We start from the raw sequence: 19,555 nt of genomic DNA, 5'->3' as shown, positions 1-19,555 counted from the left end.
TATTACGGGCCGTACCAGCGCGGCACAGACCCGTTTCGAGAGCAGCCCTTATCACATTTTTCGTGATTGGAAAATGCTACCACGACAAATTCGACTTTCGACCTTACTCATGCCAAAGTGTCATGGTTCTGTCATGAGTGGCTGTCAATGGGCTGCGGCTCATGACAATCGGGACTGCGTAATTGGCCCGAAAACAGGAGTATTTTGGGTATTTGCGCAGTGTGAGCGGGTGAAGCTTTGCGGTTGGCAGGTACTTCGCGCACGGTTTCATCCTTTGAGAAGCCAACCAAAGGAGAATTGATGATGGCTATCGAGTCCCATCTTGCCACGCTCGAAAAGAAGCACGGCGCTCTGGAGCAGGAAATTTCCGATGCCATGGCGTCACCGGCAATGGACAATCTTCACGTTGCATCTCTCAAGCGCAAAAAGCTCGTGCTCAAGGAACAGATCGAAAAACTGAGAACTCAAGTCACTCGACATTAAAATAGTCCGTCAATAGAGCGTCGTGTTCCTTATTGGGCGCATAAAGGTCGCTCTCACAGTTTAACTATTAAGTAGAGCGTGTTTTGATCGAGTAAGGTCTGAACGTAAGGTTTAAAATCCGGAAGCTCTACAAGCAGTACGCAATCGCCATTGATGACGGCCAATAGGACGGTACTGTTGAAGATGTTGGCGGCTGTGCATCAGCCGCCGAGCATCCTCCCCTATCCAATATTAGACGAATTTAACAGCACTATGAAAAGCAGCGATTATTCGCTGCTTTTTTTGTTGGCTATTCCCCACAGACTCTAGCTGTCTGTCTCGGCCCTCGGGTCGAGATTCATCGCTTCAGGTGTTGCGCTTTTGACTGATGGCATGCTTTTGAACTGTTCTTTTTCTGCTTTTGGTACTGAGGCGCGCCTGCGTGACCGGAACAGCGCATAGGCTGTGATCGAGATGTGGGCGAGGGCAGTTATGGCGAAAAGACCAGACGGCCAGAAGATGTCCATTGCAGCTGCGGCCAGCAATGGACCAAGCATGGTACCAAAACCGTAAAGCAGCAACAGGCCACTCGATACTTTCACGAAGCTTTCAGAGGAAGCGTGATCGTTTGCATGGGCAACAGCGACAGGATAGAGTGCATAGGCGAGCGCGCCGTAGCAGCCTGTCATGATGATGATGATCTTGCCGTTTGATGGGCCGATTATAAAGGCCATAAGTCCGACGAGAGCTGCAAGTGAAGCAACCCCTGCCAGAACATAGCGCCGGTCAACGAGATCAGAAATGCGCCCGACCGGAATTTGCATCAAAGCACCAGCGGCGATGGTAACACTGACCATCAAGGCGATTTCTGTGGTCGAAATACCGGATTTCGCGCCAAATACGGCACCCAGCGTGCCCCATGCACCGTTGGCAATGCCGATCAGAATACAGCCCACAAAGGCTGCGGGCGAATTGCGGTAAAGTGCTTTGAGATCAAGTTGGACTTCCGTGAGCGGTTTTGGACTGACAGCCGTAGACATTGCCGTTGGGATCAACGCCAGACAGAAGAGAATGCCTGTGATCATAAACAGATGATCGCTGCGGATATCGCCGTTCGCTACCATCATCTGACCGCTCATTGTGGCACCGTAGTTGACCATCATATAGAGGCCAAAAATCTTGCCGCGTGATTCATTGGTGGCGCGCTCGTTGAGCCAGCTTTCAATCACCATGAACGCACCAGCCATGGAGAAGCCGGTGAAGGTGCGCAGAATAATCCAAGATATCACATCGATATAGATGCCTGACAGAAGCGCGATGACGGCTGCAGAAGCTGCAAAACAGCCAAAGGCACGAACGTGCCCGACGCGCCGTACAAGGCGCGGGGCGAAGAGACAGCCTGCGACAAAGCCTCCCGCCCATGTGGTGCCCAGCATACCAAGAGACGCAACGGAGAAGCCTTCGAGGCCACCACGCAATGGAAGCAGCAGACCATGGAGACCGGAGGCCATCAGAAGAAAGGCTGTGCCACAGAGTAGTGCCAGAACCTGAATGTAAATACGCAAGATCACGTTCCCGGGATTTTATGAAGTCGCACGAGACGCGACTTCGCTCTATCGTTAATGATCAGGCTGAGACGGCTTTTCAGCGGAAAAGCGCCTCGGCAGCAGCGCGGCTGTCGCCTTTTCTGTGCCTTTCAGCCTTCAGACGCTCAATTTCGGATTGTAGCAAAGTGATGCGCTGCTCGATCTCGAGAACCGAAAGCAGCGATAATTCATCTTCACTCAGAACCACACTGTCGCGCGGTTTGTTTGCATCTTCATCGATACCGCTCATGGCCTTCCTCCGGGGTCTATGACGGAACTATAAGGGCAGAAAAGATTTAACACCTTGAATCTTCGCATATATATTTCAAGAAATCGATGATGATTTCCCTAGAGCATAATTCCTTAAACTTGGATCAGTTTAAGGTAAGATTATGCTCTAATTTTAAAGTGTTAGAGCGACCTTTGCGCGCCCAATAGGGCGCCCGGTGCTCTAATGAAATGCGTTGCACTCGACGTGAGGCATTTCTGCGGCGCATAAAGGGTAATCCCGTTGCAGACCAATCGGCGCTATGGGCAATTTGAACAGGAGTTTAATCATGATGGCCGAACTGCCTTCCCAGATGACAGCAATCGAAATTGCAGGCCCGGGTGGCGCGCATATGCTGCGTCCGATCCAGCGTTCGGTGCCTGAACCAAAAGCAGGGGAAGTTCTGGTTCGGATACGTGCGGCGGGCGTTAATCGCCCTGACGTTCTTCAGCGTGAAGGCCATTATGCGCCACCGGCGGGTGCGTCGGATATTCCGGGACTTGAGATTGCGGGGGATATTGTTGCGCTTGGCGAAGGCGTCGAACGTTACAAGGTCGGCGATCAGATTGTGGCGCTGCTTGCTGGTGGCGGTTATGCCGAATATGCAATCGTACACGAAACCAATGCGCTGCCTCTGCCTTCCGGCTATGGCTATATTGAAGCTGCTGCCATCCCCGAAACATTTTTCACCGTCTGGCACAATGTGTTTGAGCGTGGCGGGCTGAAAGAGGGCGAGACATTGCTGATTCACGGTGGCTCATCGGGCATCGGAACAACAGCTATTCAGCTTGGCAAAGCATTGGGTGCCAATGTGATTGTTACGGCGGGTTCGGCCGACAAGTGCGAGGCCTGTCTGAAGCTCGGCGCAGACAGGGCCGTGAACTATCGCGATGAGGACTTCGTAACGGCTGTCAAAGATGCGACCAAAGGCAAGGGAGCAGATGTCATTCTCGATATGGTGGGCGGCGACTATGTGGATCGTAACTACAAGGCCGCAGCAGAGGATGGACGGATCGTACAGATTGCGTTTCTGAATGGTGCCAAGGCAACCGCAAATTTTGCACTTCTGATGACGAAACGCCTCACCCATACTGGCTCGACATTACGTCCGCGGTCTGTGGACTTCAAAGCGGGCATCGCGCGGGAACTGGAGGCAAAAGTCTGGCCGCTTCTGGCAGCACGCAGCGTCTCTCCGGTCATGGATATGATTTTTCCGCTCAAAGACGCTTGGCGGGCACACGACCGGATGGAAGGTGGTCAGCATATAGGCAAAATTGTCCTCGACGTAGCATGATGCCGGAGACGTCTTTCTCGCACCCGATAGAGAATAGGGGATGTGGTGGAAGCCCTTTCTTGCTCTATGGTCAAAAAAAATATATATAAGCCGTGATTTCCCGGAATTTGTGGTTTTCCCCACGTCCCGCACCACCGGAGCGGACGAACAGAAGGATTATATCTAATGGCCACCCAGCTTCTTATGCCGAAGGCAACGGCCGTCTGGCTCGTCGATAATACGGCTTTGTCTTTTGATCAGATTGCTGCTTTCTGCAAGCTGCATCCGCTTGAGGTGAAGGCAATTGCTGACGGTGAAGCTTCGCAGGGCATCAAGGGGCTTGATCCAGTTATCACTGGACAGATTTCGCGCGAAGAAATTGCCAAGGGTGAAAAGGATCCTTATCACCGCTTGAAGCTTTCCGACCCGAAGGTGCGTGTACCAGAAGCCAAGCGCAAGGGACCACGTTACACGCCGCTTTCCAAGCGTCAGGACCGTCCAAATGCGATTCTCTGGCTGGTGCGTAACCATCCTGAACTGAAAGATGCGCAGGTCTCCCGTCTGATCGGCACGACCAAGTCGACCATCGAACAGATTCGTAACCGCAGTCACTGGAATTCAGCCAATCTGACGGCGATGGATCCTGTGACGCTCGGTCTTTGCACGCAGATCGATCTTGATCTTGAAGTCGAACGTGCAGCACGCAATCGCCCGGCACAGGAATCCGACAGCACATTGCTGCCAGCATCTGCGACCGAAAACTTCGATTATCGTGATGCGGCGCCTGAAGAAGAAGAGCTCGATGCGGACAAGGTATTCGCAAAGCTCTCTTCGCTGAAGAGCTCAAACACCGACGAAGACGAAGAATAAGCTTTCTTCGTCGAAACAAAAAACCCGCCGCTCTGGCGGGTTTTTTTGAGCATAATTCCTTAAACTTGGATCAGTTAAGGTGAAATTATGCTCTAATTTTAAAGTGTTAGAGCGACCTTTGCGCGCCCAATAGGGCGCCCGGCGCTCTAATCCTTGAACGCGTTGTATTCACTCATTTCCATGAGACGGTAGAAATCGGCAAGTGTCTTGCCGCGTTCGGAACGGAAAGTGCGTCCTGCATTGCCTGCCGTAAGAATACGGTCTGTGCGGAAAGTGCGAAAAGCATTGCGCAGCTCGCACCAGCCAATCACTGTCCAGACCTTGCCCCAGAACCAAAGGCCCAGTGGACGAATATCGCGCTCGCTCTCTTTCGCTTCGAGGTCACGATAGCGGATATTGAGAACTGTGCCTTCATCGACAGCACGTTCGACCGCATCAATGATGCGGCGTTCGCTTACGCTGATGCTGGCCGAGGGCGCGTGAATCTGAGTGCCGGTAATACGGGCGCGCTCCTCCTTGGGCAGAACGGCCTCGATTTTTACCAGCGCTTCTTCAGCACCTCGCGCCATGGAAACACCGCCCCAGGCGCGGATCAGGCGCGCACCTGCCACAAGCGCCACGATTTCATCGCGCGTGAACATGAGCGGCGGCAGTTCAAATCCTTGCCGCAAAATATAGCCGACGCCTGCCTCGCCATCGATGGGTACCCCGGTCGATTGCAGGTCGGCTATGTCGCGATAAATGGTACGTTCGGAGACTTCAAGCCGTTCGGCAAGTTGGCGCGCGGTGACAAGCCTGCCACCGCGCAGGTGCTGAACAATCTGGAAAAGGCGGTCTGCGCGGCGCATTCCGGGTTCATTCTCCGTTGCATTGTTTGGCTTCGCGCTGTTCCAGATAGCGATCCGGCCAGCCCATATCCTTACGCAGGTCAAGCGGCAGATTGTCGAGCGCACGTTGTGTGAGGATGAAACGTCGACGTTCGTTCTGCCTGCGGATGTATTCTTTCAGGACTGCGAGCAGTGGTGCGATTGCGAGTGCCATAGTGAATCCCTCTTTTCTGGTGTGGCAAACCCGAAATTCGTCTCGTTATAATGTAAGCGTTGGAACGAATTTCGGGTTTGAAGCCACACCAGCGGCCTATCAAATCTAGTGTGATTTTGGATTTGAAGTTCCTAAACGCGGATGCATCACGAATGATAGGAACTTCAAATCCATCACACTAGAAATGCACTATGACACAGGACTCCTGACAGCTATCTGTCAGGAGGGATCGCATTATTATCATCCTAATATTCGTGCGTCGCAATGACCTGATCAGGCTTTAAACCGTGGCGTGGCGGTATAGCTGAGTGGCAGGCGGCCACCATCAGCATAGATTGTCTGGCCGGTGACATAGCTCGAATCATTGGATGCCAGAAACGACGCAATTGCTGCGATTTCAGAGGCTTGACCGATTCGCCCGAGCGGTGTGCGCTCGACAATCTTCTTGCGCGCCTCAGCATTGGTGTTTACTGCCGAGAGCATATCGGTTTCGATGGATCCCGGACCAATTGCGTTGACCCGAATCCCCCATTTGGCAAGTGCCACCGCCATCGTGCGTGTCAGCTGGTTCATGCCACCTTTGGAGACAGAATAGGCAAGTTGCTCAGGCAAGCCGAATATCGCATTGATCGATGACATGTTGATGATGCTGCCAGCGTCTCCCCCTGTTTCGACGCGGGCGACCATGCGTTTGGCGACAGCTTGGCCGCAGAGAAAAGCCCCCTTGAGATTGACGCGCATCACGCGGTCGAAGTCTTCTTCCTTGAGATCAAGGAAATCAGCCTGATGCACAATGCCTGCATTGTTGACGAGGATATCAATCTCACCAAGATTGGTGGCGGTATAAGTCAGGAGATTATGGATATCGAGTTTGTCGCCAACATCACAGGCGATGGCGAGAATCTTGCCATACTGTTCCAGATCCCTGGCCGCCTTCGATGCTCCTGCGCCGTCGACATCCGATACAACGACGCTTGCACCATCCATGAGGAAACGCTTGGCAATGGCATAGCCAATACCGCGGGCAGCACCCGTGACGATTGCCACCTTGCCTTCTAACTGCATCAATCAATCTCCGAATTTTGCGGGAGAGTGGACCGGCGATTTTCGCCGGTCAAGAGTGTGAAGCGCGATAAGAAGGTTCAGGCAAAAGCCAGACCGATATGCCGCTCCCGCAGAACCAAGCTGATTTCATCCAGAATTGCCGGGTCATCAATGGTGGCTGGCATTTTCCAATCTTCACCATCGGCAATTTTCTGGATCGTTGATCGCAATATTTTTCCTGAGCGGGTTTTTGGTAGGCGTTTTACGGTCAAAGCCAGCCGGAAAGCAGCAACCGGCCCGATAGCATCACGAATCATGCTGATGCATTCTTTTTCGACCTCGTGCATATCGCGGTCGATATTGGATTTCAGCACGAGGAAGCCGCAGGGCACCTGTCCCTTGACGGAATCAGAAATGCCGAGCACCGCACATTCGGCAACATCGGGATGGCTGGAAAGCACTTCCTCCATGGCACCGGTCGAAAGACGGTGACCTGCGACATTGATGATGTCGTCGGTGCGGCTCATGATGTAGAGATAGCCATCTTCATCCATGTAGCCGGCGTCGGCCGTTTTGTAATAGCCGGGAAACTCGTCGAGATAGGCTTTGCGGAAACGTTCATCGGCATTCCAAAGCGTTGGCAGACAACCGGGCGGCAATGGCAGCTTGATCAGGATATTGCCGAGTTGACCACGTTCGACCTCGTGGCCTGCATCATCGAGCACCCGAATATCATAACCGGGCAGGCAGACCGCAGGCGAGCCGTATTTGGTTTCGAGCAGTCCAAGACCAAGCGGGTTGGCAACCATCGGCCAGCCGCTTTCCGTCTGCCACCAGTGATCAATTACCGGACAGCCGAGCAGATTTTCCGCCCAGTGGATCGTGTCAGGATCAGCGCGTTCGCCAGCAAGATACAGGGCGCGGAATTTGGAAAGATCGTAGCGGCGCACGAAATTGCCGTCCGCATCTTCCTTCTTGATTGCGCGCAAGGCGGTGGGTGCCGTGAACATGACTTCAACGCCGTGCTCAGCGATAATGCGCCAATAGGTGCCGGCATCCGGCGTTCCGATGGGTTTGCCTTCGAAAAGGATACTGGTCGCGCCTGCAATCAGTGGCGCATAGACGATATAGGAATGGCCGACCACCCAACCGACATCGGATGCTGCCCAGAACACTTGCCCCGACTCAATACCGAAGACATGTTTCAACGACCATGCGAGCGCCACCATATGTCCGCCATTGTCGCGCACCACGCCTTTGGGTTCGCCGGTGGTGCCCGATGTGTAAAGCACATAGAGCGGATCAGTGGCTGCCACAGATGTGCATGGCACATGACGACCGCGTGCCGCATCCACAGCCGTACGGTAATCGATATCGCGGCCTTCAACGGGTGTGTGGGGATGCTGCTCGCGTTGCAGGATAATGCAATGTTCGACCTTGTGACGGGCAGTTGCAACTGCCTTGTCGAGCATCGCCTGATAGGGCACGACACGCGTCGGTTCGATGCCGCATGAAGCGGCAATGATCATCACTGGCTTTGCATCATCGATACGGGTCGCAAGTTCGTTGGCGGCGAATCCACCAAACACCACTGAATGCACGGCTCCGATTCGGGCACAGGCCAGCATGGCGATGGCTGCTTCCGGCACCATCGGCATATAAATGAGAACGCGGTCGCCTTTCGTCACACCATTATCAAGCATGACTGCCGAGAGGGCTTCCACCTCTTCAAGCAATTCGGAATAGGTGAATTTGCGCGCCGAGTTTGTAACAGGGCTATCATAGATGAGCGCTACCTGATCGCCGCGCCCATTGGCGACATGGCGGTCGAGTGCGTTGTAACAAGTGTTGCATTCCGCGCCTTTGAACCAGCGGCCATACACACCGTCATCGCTTGCGAGAACCTGATCCCATGGCTTGAACCAGTCGATGGCTCTGGCTGCTTCAGCCCAGAAGCCTTCAGGGTCATTCTGCCATGCGGCGTAGGTTTCGGCATATTTCGATGTCATGCTGTTCCTCCCAGAAGCAGCGCTTTATCGGATAAGGTGATCCGCCAAAGCGTCGCGATAACATGCAGGATGAAAGCGCAAGACAGGCCAATTTGCCCTGTCTCCTCCATGCGCTTTTCATCTCCTCCGGTGGCTAGTGTATGCTGATGATCAGAGCCTCGTCCATGAAACTTAAGATGAATAAGTGTATCAGCGGTACGGCATGAATTGATGGGGCTTGCAGGATGTTGATCGCTGGGTCACAAGGAACCATGAGAGGTGTTTTGTGACCAAAATCCTGCCTGTGCTGCTTCTGGCCCTCATGGGCTTGCACATCATCAAGCCACTTGGCTGGCCGGGTTTGAAGAAGCGTGGCGATTTCTGGAAGATCGCAGCGTTTGCAATATTTGCCATGGCGATGGCGGTCGGGTTTCATTTCACTGAAAACTAAAAAGCCCGGTCGGATCATGCTTTAAACCGGGCCTTTATCATGCAGCATAGTTCAGGCTGCTTTTTCGAGGTCTTTCTTCCAGCCGCCAGTTGCAGCCAAACCATTCATCTTGGCACGATGCGAAAAGGCGCGCTGGCCAGCGGCAACATTCTCATCCTTACCGCCCCAGGCTTCCAGTGAAGCTGCTTGCAGCGCGCGGCCATAGGAGAAGGTCATCTTCCATGGCATATCGAAGCTTGCATTCATTGCCGACAAATGCGCGGTTGCTTCTTCGCCGGTCTGACCGCCGGAAAGAAAGGCAATGCCCGGCACGGCAGCAGGGACCGTGTTGCGGAAGCAGCGAACAGTCTTTTCCGCCACTTCTTCGACAGAGGCTTTGCGCGCCTTCTTGCCGTCTATAACCATGTTCGGTTTCAGGATCATGCCTTCGAACCTGACGCGTGCGTCGTAGAGTTCGGTGAAGACGGTCTTGAGCACCCATTCGGTTACTTCGTAGCAGCGGTCGATGGAATGATCGCCCGGCTTGCCATCCATCAGCACTTCCGGCTCAACGATCGGCACGATGCCTGCTTCCTGACAGAGCGCTGCGTATCGAGCGAGAGCCTGCGCGTTTTGCTTGACCGCTCCCCATGTCGGAAGCCCATCAGAAATTGAGATTACGGCCCGCCATTTCGCAAAGCGAGCACCAATACCATAATATTCGTTGAGGCGTTCACGTAGGCCGTCTAGACCTTCGGTGATGGTTTCACCCTCAAAACCGGCAAGTGGCTTGGCCCCGGCATCGACCTTGATGCCCGGCACAGCACCTGCCTTGCGAATGAGATCGACAAGCGGCGTGCCATCCTTGGCTTTCTGGCGGATGGTTTCATCGTAAAGAATGACGCCGGAAATGTAATTTTTCATCGCGTCGTCCGAGCGGAACAGCATCTCGCGATAATCGCGGCGTGAATCATCAGTTGAGGCGAGGCCGATGCTTTCAAAGCGTTTTGCAATGGTGCCGGAGCTTTCGTCCGCCGCCAGAATTCCCTTGCCGTTTGCGACGAGTGCAATTGCAATATCTTCAAGACGTTCAGTCATGTGTAAGCTCCTCTAAGACCCGCAAGGGCGATACTCGGAAGCTGGGCGAAGAGCCTCAGCCGCTCTCAAGGCACATAATCATTGTCGATAGCAGAAGAGTTAGGTCAACAAAATGGCAGTGCAAGCTGTTGAAACGATTGAAATTTTTTCAAACGATTTAGCCAGAGCAAGTTTTCTTAACGGTTGTCAGAACTCTGCTTTAATTCGCATGCAGAGTGGATCTTCGAGTTTCGATTCACCTAATCGCGATTAGGTTTTGACATGATGCGTGAGAATCCCATCTAAAGGATATCAATTAAAAGGAGGAGAGATGCGAAGTGCCCTACTAAGCCTGCCGTTCATTCTGGTTGCATCGATAATCGCCCTTCCGGCTCAGACCGCGTTTGCGGAGAGTATCAATGCAGGAAACAGGGAAGCCACCACTGAATTGCCCTTCAATGTCGCAGCAGTGGCGGAATTTGACACACCATGGGCGATTGCATTTCTGCCGGGCGGCAAACTGATCCTTACCGAGAAGGGCGGCAAGATCTTTGTCGTAACCGAGAAGGGTGAAAAGACAGAAGTTTCAGGCGTTCCGACGGTGCTGTTCAGTGGACAGAATGGTCTGCTGGATATCATTCCTGCACCCGATTTCGCCAAGAGCAAGGCGATCTATTTTACCTATGTCATGCCTGAAAATGGCGGCGGCGCACTCGTATTGGCACGTGGTACTCTCTCCGAAGGCAAGGGCAAGGCTGAGCTTAAGGATCTCAAGGCAATCTGGCAGCAGGCTACGCCTGCCAAGGGCGGGCAGCCCGGCGGCAAGATCGCGTTTGCGCCTGATAAAAAGCATCTGTTCCTGTCGGTTGGTGATCGCATGTCGCCCGCAACCGCACAGGATGACAATGCGCCGATGGGCAAGATCCTGCGTATGAACCTAGATGGTTCAACCCCAAAGGACAATCCGAAGGCTGAGGAAGATGGCATCAAAGCGCTGACATGGTCAACGGGCCATCGCAATCCTTATGGTCTTGCATTCGCGCCGGACGGCAAGCTGTGGGAGCATGAAATGGGACCGCGCGGCGGCGATGAGTTCAATCTCATCAAGCCGGGTCTCAATTACGGCTGGCCGGTTGTCTCCAATGGCGACAATTATAGTGGCCGTCCGATCCCGCGTCACAGCACGCGGCCTGAGTTTGAAGCACCGATGCTGTTCTGGACGCCGGTAATTTCACCGGGCGGGCTGACATTCTACAAGGGCAAGATGTTTGCCGACTGGAATGGCTCTGCGCTGATCGCCGGCCTTTCGTCGATGGCGCTGATCCGTGTGACGATTAACAGCGATGGTCAGCCCAATGAAGCCGAACGTTTTGCGATGGAAAATCGTATCCGCGACGTGTCCGTCGGGCCAGATGGTGCGATCTGGGTGATCGAGGATGACAATCCGGGCAGGCTGTTAAAACTGACGCCTAAGCCATAAAGAAAAAGGCCGCTGGTTTCAGCGGCCTTTCTTTTTTACTTCTTCAGCACATCAACGCCGGGAAGTGGCTTGCCTTCCATCCATTCAAGGAAAGCGCCGCCAGCGGTCGAGATATAGGTGAAGTCGTCGGCAACGCCTGCATGATTGAGTGCCGCAACGGTGTCGCCGCCGCCGCCGACCGAAACCAGCTTGCCAGCCTTAGTGCGAGCGGCAACATGCTTGGCAGTCTTGACGGTTGCTGTATCGAACGGACGCAGTTCAAATGCGCCGAGCGGACCGTTCCAGACGAGCGTTGCCGCGTCGTCAATGGCCGAGGCGATCAGGTCAGTCGAAAGCGCGCCTGCATCAAGAATCATGCCGTCGCTTGGCACGGCATCGACACCATAGGTCTGGTTTGGCGTGTCGGCGGCAAAGTGCCAGCCTACAACCGCATCAACTGGCAGGATGATGGCGCATTTGGTCTTTTCGGCCTTGGCCATAATTTCGCGCGCGGTATGGGCAAGGTCATGCTCGCAAAGCGACTTGCCGACACCGTGGCCTTGGGCTGCGAGGAAAGTATTGGCCATGCCGCCACCGATCACCAGTGCATCAACCTTTTCAATCAGGTTCGACAGAAGGTCGAGCTTGGTGGAAACCTTGGCGCCGCCGACGATTGCCACAACGGGACGGGCTGGCTGGCCGAGGCCTTTTTCAAGCGCTTCAAGTTCTGCCTGCATGGCGCGGCCTGCATAGGCTGGCAGCACATGCGCCAGACCTTCGGTCGAAGCGTGGGCGCGGTGCGCCGCCGAGAAGGCGTCGTTGACATAGATGTCGCCATTGGCTGCGAGTGCTGCGACAAACTCCGGATCGTTCTTTTCTTCGCCCTTGTGGAAGCGGGTGTTTTCGAGAAGCAGAACGTCGCCGTCTTTCAGCGCATCGACTGCCGCCTTCGCCTTGTCGCCAATGCTGTCTTCTGCAAAGTGAACACCATGACCGAGAACTTTTGCGAGCGGCTTTGCGACATGCTTTAGCGAGTTTTCATCGGAAGCAACGCCTTTTGGACGACCGAAATGGGCGAGCAGAATAACCTTGGCACCCTTTTTCGACAGTTCCGCAATGGTTGGAACGATGCGTTCGATACGGGTGAGGTCGGTTACTTCGCCATTTGCCATCGGCACGTTGAGATCAACGCGAACCAGAACGCGTTTTGATTTGACGTCGGCATCATCGAGGGTACGGAAACTCATGATATTTCTCCCGGGGCTTTTTCCGGCCGCCTGCAGGTCTTCGTCTTTCAGACAGGCAGGCGCTGGAACAGGGTTGGGTAATCAGTGACAAGCCCGTCTTCATCGACAGGCAATTCAGCGGTGAACGTGCGATCAGCGGCAGCGTAACGGTAGAGCTTGTCTTCCTTAAGACAGGTATATCGTTGGCGGTCGCGCAACGGGCGGAAACTATTGAACGGTACGTAAAGCATGTCGAGCTGCACTGTTCCGCTTTCGGGCGTCAGGCCCAGACGGCGGATAGGCAAGCTATTGGTGAAGGGTGTCCCTGCCAGATCAATGTCCATGCAACCATCGAACTCGGGTAATGCGTCTCCGGCCATCGTGGTCCAGTGCCCATTTCCATCGGATTTGAGTTCGAGCCTTAAGCCGGATGTCGTTTCGATGAGGAAATGGAATACGCGCCAGTCGCTCGCGCAATCGATGCTATAACGTACACCGTAGGGAACATCGCCACGCTCGCCGATAATAACGCCAGTGGCGTTGAAAGTGTTACCGGCGGGCGCGATACTGAGATGTTCGAGCCCTTCTCCTTCCAGCGAACGCCAGCGCGCAACGGTGGGGAGAAGGGAGCGAAACATTGAAGCTGCTTAGATCAGCTTGCCGAAAGCGACTGCAGTGTCGCTCATGCGGCTCGAGAAGCCCCATTCATTGTCGTACCACGACAGGATACGCACCATGGTGCCGTCCATGACCTTGGTCTGGTCGGTGTGGAAGATCGACGAATGCGAATCGTGGTTGAAGTCGTGCGAAACCAGTGGCTCATCGGTGTAACCAAGGATGCCCTTGAGGCGGCCATTGGCTGCTTCGCGGATCGCATTGTTGATTTCTTCAACGGTGGTCGTGCGCTTGGCAACGAAGGTCAGGTCAACAACCGAGACATTCGGGGTTGGAACGCGGATTGCAACGCCGTCGAGCTTGCCTTTAAGTTCTGGCAGAACCAGACCAACAGCCTTTGCAGCACCCGTCGAGGTCGGGATCATGGAAAGAGCTGCTGCGCGTGCGCGGTAGAGATCCTTGTGCATGGTGTCCAGCGTCGGCTGGTCGCCCGTGTAGGAGTGGATCGTGGTCATGAAGCCCTTTTCGATGCCGATTGCATCGTCGAGAACCTGTGCCACTGGCGCAAGGCAGTTGGTGGTGCAAGAAGCATTGGAAATGACCAGATGGTCCTTCGTCAGCTTGTCGTGGTTTACACCATAAACGACCGTGAGGTCAGCACCGTCGGCAGGAGCCGAAACGATAACGCGCTTTGCGCCTGCTTCAAGATGAAGAGCTGCCTTGTCGCGTGCTGTGAAAATGCCGGTGCATTCCAAGGCGATATCGACGCCTTCTTCCTTCCACGGCAGTTCAGCCGGGTTGCGGACAGCGTGAACCTTGATCGGGCCGTAACCGACGTCGATGGTGTCGCCAACGACTTTTACTTCCTTTGGAAAACGACCATGAACGCTGTCATAGCGCAGAAGATGCGCGTTTGTTTCCACTGGGCCCAGATCGTTGATCGCAACGACCTGAATGTCGGTGCGGCCCGACTCGACGATAGCGCGGAGGACATTACGGCCGATGCGGCCAAAACCGTTAATTGCGACGCGAACTGCCATTTTCTCTAAATCTCCCGAAAGGGTTCTGCATATGCAGTGGCTTGATAAAACAGTTGAACGCGTTTGGGAACGCCTCAACTGGAAATGTAAACGCCGACGTGTTTAACGTCGGCGTTTGATAATTATGCGGCGGCGTTGAGTTTCTTTTCCGCGGCTTCGGCAGCAGCTTCTGCTGTGATGCCGAAATGCTTGTAAAGATCGTTGATTTCGCCCGAAGCGCCGAAGCCCTTCATGCCGATGAAGACGCCGTTTTCGCCGATGAAGCGTTCCCAGCCGAGGCCGAGTGCTGCTTCGATAGCGATCTTGACCGGTGCGTTGCCGAGCGTCGCCTTCTTGTATGCATCGCTCTGTTCTTCGAACAGTTCGAAGCAAGGAACGGAAACAACGCGGGTTGCAATGCCCTTGCCTTCGAGAAGGTCACGAGCCTTGAGCGCGATTTCCACTTCAGAACCGGTTGCGAAGATCGTGACCTTGGCGTCATTGCTTGCGGCTGCAAGTTCGTATGCGCCGAATGCGGAGAGGTTTTCTTCGCGATGTTCAGTGCGCACGACTGGCAGGTTCTGACGGGTCAGAGCCAGCGTTGAAGGTGTCTTTGTCGACTTCAGCGCCAGCTGCCAGCATTCTGCTGCTTCCACTGCGTCTGCCGGGCGGAAGACGTTGTGATTTGGAATTGCGCGCAGAACAGCCAGATGTTCGACTGGCTGGTGGGTAGGACCATCTTCGCCAAGACCAATGGAATCATGGGTCATGACGTAGATGACGCGGATGCCCATCAGCGACGACAGACGCATTGCCGGACGGCAATAATCCGAGAAGGTCAGGAAGGTGCCGGAGTAAGGAATGACGCCGCCATGCAGTGTCATGCCGTTCATCGCAGCAGCCATGCCGTGTTCGCGGATACCGTAGTGGATGTAACGTCCACCGTAGTTTTCCGGCGTAACAGCTTTGGTCTGGCTGGTCTTGGTGTTGTTGGAACCGGTCAGGTCGGCCGAGCCGCCGATGGTTTCAGGAACAACACCATTGATGACTTCCAGGGCCATTTCCGACGATTTACGCGTCGCGACTTTCGGCTTTTCAGCGGAAAGCTTCTTCTTGTATTCGTTGATGGCTTCATCGAAGTTTGCAGGCAGGTCGCCACGCATGCGGCGTTCAAATTCTGCACGGGTTTCAGCATCGACATTTGCCAGACGCTTTTCCCATTCCTGACGCTTCTTGGCAGCGTTCAGGCCAGCAACGCGCCATGCGTCGAGAACCTCGGCAGGAACGACAAATGGTTCTGCCGACCAGCCGAGTGCCTTGCGCGTTGCAGCAATTTCTTCTGCACCGAGCGGCGAGCCGTGGACCTTGTTCGTGCCAGCCTTGTTTGGTGAACCGAAACCAATGGTGGTCTTGCAGGCGATGAGCGTTGGCTTGTCGGAAACTTTAGCCAGCTCGATAGCCTTGGCGATCGCATCCTGGTCATGGCCGTCAACAGCAAGCGTGTTCCAGCCGGAAGCGGCGAAACGTGCAGGCTGGTCGGTATTGTCAGAAAGCGAAATCGGGCCGTCAATGGAGATGTTGTTGTCATCCCAGAAGACGATGAGCTTGTTAAGCTTGAGGTGGCCGGCAAGCGCGATGGCTTCCTGGCTGATGCCTTCCATGAGGCAGCCGTCACCGGCAATCACATAGGTGTAATGGTCAACAAGGCTATCACCGAACTGCGCGTTCAGTATGCGCTCGGACAGTGCCATGCCGACAGCATTGGCAATGCCCTGACCAAGTGGACCGGTCGTGGTCTCGATGCCGGCAGCATGACCATATTCCGGATGGCCTGCGGTGCGTGCGCCAAGCTGACGGAAATTCTTGATTTCGTCGATGGTGATATCTTCGTAGCCCGAGAGGAAGAGCAGCGAATAAAGAAGCATTGAGCCGTGACCTGCTGACAGCACGAAACGGTCGCGATCTGGCCAATGTGGATTCTTTGGGTCGTGCGACAGGAAACGCGTATAAAGCGTTGTCGCGATGTCGGCTGCGCCCATCGGCAGGCCAGGATGGCCGGAGTTGGCTTTCTCAACCGCATCAATCGAGAGAAAGCGGATAGCGTTGGCCAACTGGTTTTGTTTATCGGAATTCGTCATGGTCTCGGCCGTCTTTCCATAGAGGTTTAAACGGGGTTGCGGCGATGCCTCGGGACTGAAGCACGAGCTCTTTATACTAAACGATTTAATCAATTTAAACCGATTAAATTCTGTAGATGCTCGCGCGACAGAAGGCTTTGGGACACATAGCACCTGTTACTGAGGAGTCAACAAAACGATGGCTTTTGAACGATAAACAGTCCGCGACCATGCCTCTGATGCGGGCAATTTATGGGTTGTTCATCACCGAAAAGCCTTTTTTTCGCTGATAACGGTGCATGAACGGCCAGTCTGGCTCGTCATTTGTTGCTTATCGGGCGGCCGATTATTACAGTCTTTTCAAAGATGCCCGTCCGGCAGGCGCGATTCGAAGTCTGTAATCTGGGTCTGTGATCTGGCATTGGAAAGGATATGGATGGCACCCGATACGACCCTCAGGCAGGTCCTGGAACGGCTGGAAAAGGCACTCAATACGCTTGAACAAGCGGTGGACCTGCGGCTGGACAAGGAAGGCGATTTCGCCGAAGCCGAGGAAGAGGTGCAGCGGATGAACGCTGACCGCAGCCGTCTTGCTCAGGAACTCGATCAGTCTGAGGCGCGCGCGGAACGGCTGGAAGCCGCAAATCGCGAAGTATCGCGTCGTCTCGTGACGGCTATGGAGACAATACGCGCCGTTCTGGATCGATAGGGGAATAAGCATGGCGACTGTTACCGTTACAATCGACGGCAAAGCTTATCGCATGGCCTGTGATGAAGGGCAGGAGGAGCATCTCTCCGGTCTTGCCGATCGTTTCGACCAGTATGTCACCCATCTGAAGTCTTCTTTCGGGGAAATCGGGGATCTGCGTCTGACGGTGATGGCTGGCATCATGGTGATGGACGAGCTTGCTGAAACGCAAAAGCGCATCAAAGGCCTTGAAACCGAGATTGAAACTTTGCGCCGATCCCGCGATGAGGCACTGACCAGTGCTGACAAGAACGATGCTGCGATTACCGGCATGCTTTCGGATGTGGCCGCTCGTCTGGAACAGGTTGCCTCGCGCATTGCGCCGCGCCCAAGCTCTTCGTGAAGAAAATATAACAACTCATATCAACGAAGCTACTGGCGCTCACCTCTGACAGGGCCTATATAGGTTGTCGGCGTACTGCGCTTCCCGACAGGTGTTACAGCATCCCCGGGGCCTTATTGATCTCTAAGGGAGCTGTCCCTGTGAAGGCCTGTGGGCTTTCGCATATGGCGCCCACCTACGTTGTAGGTTCCCGGGATCAATCACTACCATCGGTCGTCGTGGTCGCCACTTTTCTCTGATTTATGCACTTTCCTAACTTATGCGTTGTTCAGTCCAAAGCTGCCTCGCGCTTTTGGCGCGAATGCTCTAAAACGCCTTATCCTTCAAAGATATGTGCGTTTTTCCATGAATTCTTCTCCCCCAAATTCACCCGGCTTTTTTGAACGTTTGCGCGTTGCTGTTCCAGTGGCGGTGGCTTACGGGCTGATGCTCTATATCCTGATCTGGGTAAACACGGCGCGGGAATGGATGCCGTTTATCGGCGGGCTTATGCTTTTGCCGATGGCGATATCGAGCCTTGCTTCCAGTCTCAGTGATCCACGTGCAGAAAAGGGCCTGTGGCGCCATGTAAGAATGGGCTGGATGATCATCGGCGGCCTGGTGGTCGTCAGCATGGTTGGGTTCAGAGAAGGTGGCATCTGCGTGGTGATGGCCTCGCCATTTTTCTGCGTTTTCTCTGCACTGGGGTCCTGGGTGACGCTTTCGCTTATTCGTCGTTTCCGCACGCCGCGCTCCACCATGCTTGTGATCGTGCTGCCGTTGCTGTTTTACCCGCTCGAGCCATTGCTGAAATATGAGCCGCATGATGGGGCTGTGACGACGGTTATCGATATTGCGGCGTCGCCAGAAGTGGTGTGGCAACAGACTGCTGAAATCCGTGATGTTCGTCAGGATGAGCTGTCATGGACATTCAGCCATGGCGTTGTCGGTGTTCCACAGCCTGTGGATGCTCGCCTTGAGGGCAAGGGAATCGGTGCCGTACGTCAGTTGGAATGGACACGGGGTGTCAAATTTCAGGAAATCGTGACGCACTGGGAAGAGAACAGGCTTTTGGCGTGGGATTTTCGATTTTTACCTGATTCGATACCGGCAGCTGTTGAGGCCCACATCGATGTGAACAGCGACTATCTCAAGCTTGCTAATGGCGACTATCGCCTTGAACCTCTGCCCAACGGTCACACGCGTCTCACACTCACCACCCGCTATCAGATTGCAACGCCGATCAATTTCTATTGTGACCTGTGGGGCAAGGTTTTTCTGAATGATTTTCATGGTGTTGTGTTGAAAGTTATTCGGGATCGCTCAGAACGGATTGCAGCTGCTTCTTGACGGATGCCGTCATTCCGGTTCCACTAGCAAAGTAACTGGAGGGCGCTGTAATGAACGATGACGGACAGCAGCAGGGTGACAACAAGCAAGTGCTGAGGCGTATGGTGCTGTCGCGCCGCGACTCACTTGACCCCCGGTTTCGCTACGAGGCTTCCTTGTCGGCTGCGAAAAAGGCCGAAACGGCCATCATAGCTCTCAAAGGCATGATGATCGCAGGTTATTGGCCTATCCGTTCCGAGATCGATCCGCGTCCGTTGTTGTCTTTCATGCGTGAAAAGGGTGTAAGGCTCTGCCTGCCTGTTGTGCTCGACAAAGAGACCATCGCCTTCCGTGAATTTCTACCCGATGCGGAACTGGTTCAAACCGGGTTTGGGACCATGGGGCCGGACAAAAATGCTCCGCTGGTCGATCCTGCGATCATGCTTATGCCGTTGGCCGGTTTTGACAGCCGCGGTCATCGGTTGGGCTATGGTGCCGGACATTATGACCGGGCGCTGGCGCGCTTTGCCAAACGAGGTCTGGAGCCGCTATTGGTCGGAATGGCGTTTGATTGTCAGGAAGTGCCGCATGTGCCCAATGAGCCGCACGATATTGCTCTTCACCATATACTGACCGAGACCGGCTTGCGCTCATTCAATCAGGGCTGATAAAGACGCATTT

The 19,555-nt window shown here is 54.4% G+C and carries 20 protein-coding genes and 1 other RNA gene; 10 read left to right on the top strand and 11 right to left on the bottom strand.

Annotated features, from left to right (window positions below; all coding sequences use genetic code 11):
* Positions 1-300: 300 nt before the first annotated feature.
* Positions 301-483, top strand: coding sequence for a YdcH family protein (locus tag CEV33_RS10090; RefSeq protein ID WP_024895753.1), 183 nt, complete (start codon positions 301-303; stop codon positions 481-483).
* A gap of 305 nt (positions 484-788) precedes the next feature.
* Here the strand turns inward: CEV33_RS10090 and CEV33_RS10085 are convergent, their stop codons facing one another.
* Both CEV33_RS10085 and CEV33_RS10080 read right to left on the bottom strand, forming a co-directional pair.
* The gene (locus tag CEV33_RS10085) at positions 789-2,027 is read right to left on the bottom strand and encodes an MFS transporter (RefSeq protein ID WP_094540368.1); all 1,239 of its coding nucleotides are present in this window, start codon (positions 2,025-2,027) and stop codon (positions 789-791) included.
* A gap of 79 nt (positions 2,028-2,106) precedes the next feature.
* Complete coding sequence (locus CEV33_RS10080; RefSeq protein WP_094540367.1) at positions 2,107-2,298, bottom strand: DUF1192 domain-containing protein; 192 nt, start codon at positions 2,296-2,298, stop codon at positions 2,107-2,109.
* 307 nt (positions 2,299-2,605) lie between these two features.
* Here CEV33_RS10080 and CEV33_RS10075 point away from each other — a divergent pair, with 307 nt between their 5' ends.
* Both CEV33_RS10075 and CEV33_RS10070 read left to right on the top strand, forming a co-directional pair.
* A complete protein-coding gene (locus tag CEV33_RS10075) occupies positions 2,606-3,610 on the top strand; it encodes an NAD(P)H-quinone oxidoreductase (protein WP_094540366.1) in 1,005 nt (334 codons plus the stop codon).
* 165 nt (positions 3,611-3,775) lie between these two features.
* Positions 3,776-4,459 carry a DUF1013 domain-containing protein gene (locus tag CEV33_RS10070; RefSeq protein ID WP_094540365.1) on the top strand — a complete coding sequence of 228 codons (684 nt, stop codon included), beginning with the start codon at positions 3,776-3,778 and terminating at the stop codon, positions 4,457-4,459.
* Positions 4,460-4,605: 146 nt separating this feature from the next.
* On the opposite strand, the gene CEV33_RS10065 is transcribed toward CEV33_RS10070, so the two are convergent.
* From CEV33_RS10065 to CEV33_RS10050, 4 genes are all read right to left on the bottom strand, one after another.
* Positions 4,606-5,307 (bottom strand): helix-turn-helix transcriptional regulator, encoded by a 702-nt coding sequence (locus CEV33_RS10065; protein ID WP_094540364.1) that lies wholly within the window; start codon positions 5,305-5,307, stop codon positions 4,606-4,608.
* Positions 5,308-5,314: 7 nt separating this feature from the next.
* Positions 5,315-5,500, bottom strand: a complete 186-nt coding sequence (locus CEV33_RS10060) for a hypothetical protein (RefSeq protein WP_094540363.1) — start codon at positions 5,498-5,500, stop codon at positions 5,315-5,317.
* A gap of 273 nt (positions 5,501-5,773) precedes the next feature.
* Positions 5,774-6,565 (bottom strand): SDR family NAD(P)-dependent oxidoreductase, encoded by a 792-nt coding sequence (locus tag CEV33_RS10055; protein ID WP_094540362.1) that lies wholly within the window; start codon positions 6,563-6,565, stop codon positions 5,774-5,776.
* A 77-nt stretch (positions 6,566-6,642) separates the two neighbouring features.
* Complete coding sequence (locus CEV33_RS10050; RefSeq protein ID WP_094540361.1) at positions 6,643-8,553, bottom strand: propionyl-CoA synthetase; 1,911 nt, start codon at positions 8,551-8,553, stop codon at positions 6,643-6,645.
* 265 nt (positions 8,554-8,818) lie between these two features.
* On the opposite strand from CEV33_RS10050, the gene CEV33_RS23995 reads away from it, so the two are divergent.
* Positions 8,819-8,983, top strand: coding sequence for a hypothetical protein (locus tag CEV33_RS23995; protein ID WP_167388143.1), 165 nt, complete (start codon positions 8,819-8,821; stop codon positions 8,981-8,983).
* A gap of 51 nt (positions 8,984-9,034) precedes the next feature.
* Here the strand turns inward: CEV33_RS23995 and CEV33_RS10045 are convergent, their stop codons facing one another.
* Positions 9,035-10,060, bottom strand: coding sequence for a class I fructose-bisphosphate aldolase (locus CEV33_RS10045; protein WP_094540360.1), 1,026 nt, complete (start codon positions 10,058-10,060; stop codon positions 9,035-9,037).
* A gap of 310 nt (positions 10,061-10,370) precedes the next feature.
* Here CEV33_RS10045 and CEV33_RS10040 point away from each other — a divergent pair, with 310 nt between their 5' ends.
* Positions 10,371-11,519, top strand: coding sequence for a PQQ-dependent sugar dehydrogenase (locus CEV33_RS10040; protein WP_094540359.1), 1,149 nt, complete (start codon positions 10,371-10,373; stop codon positions 11,517-11,519).
* Positions 11,520-11,554: 35 nt separating this feature from the next.
* Here the strand turns inward: CEV33_RS10040 and CEV33_RS10035 are convergent, their stop codons facing one another.
* The 4 genes from CEV33_RS10035 to tkt form a co-directional block, all read right to left on the bottom strand.
* On the bottom strand, positions 11,555-12,745 hold the full coding sequence (locus tag CEV33_RS10035) for a phosphoglycerate kinase (RefSeq protein WP_094540358.1): 1,191 nt from the start codon (positions 12,743-12,745) through the stop codon (positions 11,555-11,557).
* Positions 12,746-12,792: 47 nt separating this feature from the next.
* A complete protein-coding gene (locus CEV33_RS10030) occupies positions 12,793-13,362 on the bottom strand; it encodes a putative glycolipid-binding domain-containing protein (protein WP_094540357.1) in 570 nt (189 codons plus the stop codon).
* Between the two features lie 9 nt (positions 13,363-13,371).
* Positions 13,372-14,379 (bottom strand): type I glyceraldehyde-3-phosphate dehydrogenase, encoded by a 1,008-nt coding sequence (gap, locus tag CEV33_RS10025; protein WP_094540356.1) that lies wholly within the window; start codon positions 14,377-14,379, stop codon positions 13,372-13,374.
* Positions 14,380-14,501: 122 nt separating this feature from the next.
* Complete coding sequence (gene tkt / locus CEV33_RS10020; RefSeq protein ID WP_094540355.1) at positions 14,502-16,496, bottom strand: transketolase; 1,995 nt, start codon at positions 16,494-16,496, stop codon at positions 14,502-14,504.
* A 415-nt stretch (positions 16,497-16,911) separates the two neighbouring features.
* Here tkt and CEV33_RS10015 point away from each other — a divergent pair, with 415 nt between their 5' ends.
* From CEV33_RS10015 to CEV33_RS09995, 5 genes are all read left to right on the top strand, one after another.
* Positions 16,912-17,184 (top strand): DUF4164 domain-containing protein, encoded by a 273-nt coding sequence (locus CEV33_RS10015; protein WP_094540354.1) that lies wholly within the window; start codon positions 16,912-16,914, stop codon positions 17,182-17,184.
* 10 nt (positions 17,185-17,194) lie between these two features.
* Positions 17,195-17,566, top strand: coding sequence for a cell division protein ZapA (locus CEV33_RS10010; RefSeq protein WP_024895737.1), 372 nt, complete (start codon positions 17,195-17,197; stop codon positions 17,564-17,566).
* Between the two features lie 69 nt (positions 17,567-17,635).
* Positions 17,636-17,794: non-coding RNA, 6S RNA (ssrS, locus tag CEV33_RS10005), on the top strand.
* Between the two features lie 117 nt (positions 17,795-17,911).
* Complete coding sequence (locus CEV33_RS10000) at positions 17,912-18,895, top strand: SRPBCC family protein (RefSeq protein WP_094540353.1); 984 nt, start codon at positions 17,912-17,914, stop codon at positions 18,893-18,895.
* Between the two features lie 50 nt (positions 18,896-18,945).
* Positions 18,946-19,542 carry a 5-formyltetrahydrofolate cyclo-ligase gene (locus tag CEV33_RS09995; RefSeq protein WP_094540352.1) on the top strand — a complete coding sequence of 199 codons (597 nt, stop codon included), beginning with the start codon at positions 18,946-18,948 and terminating at the stop codon, positions 19,540-19,542.
* Positions 19,543-19,555: the final 13 nt, after the last annotated feature.

The organism is Brucella grignonensis (genome assembly GCF_002252505.1).
Taxonomy (GTDB): Bacteria; Pseudomonadota; Alphaproteobacteria; order Rhizobiales; family Rhizobiaceae; genus Brucella; species Brucella grignonensis.
The sequence above is the reverse complement of the archived record's forward strand: the minus strand, read 5'-3'. Positions and strand labels throughout refer to the sequence as shown.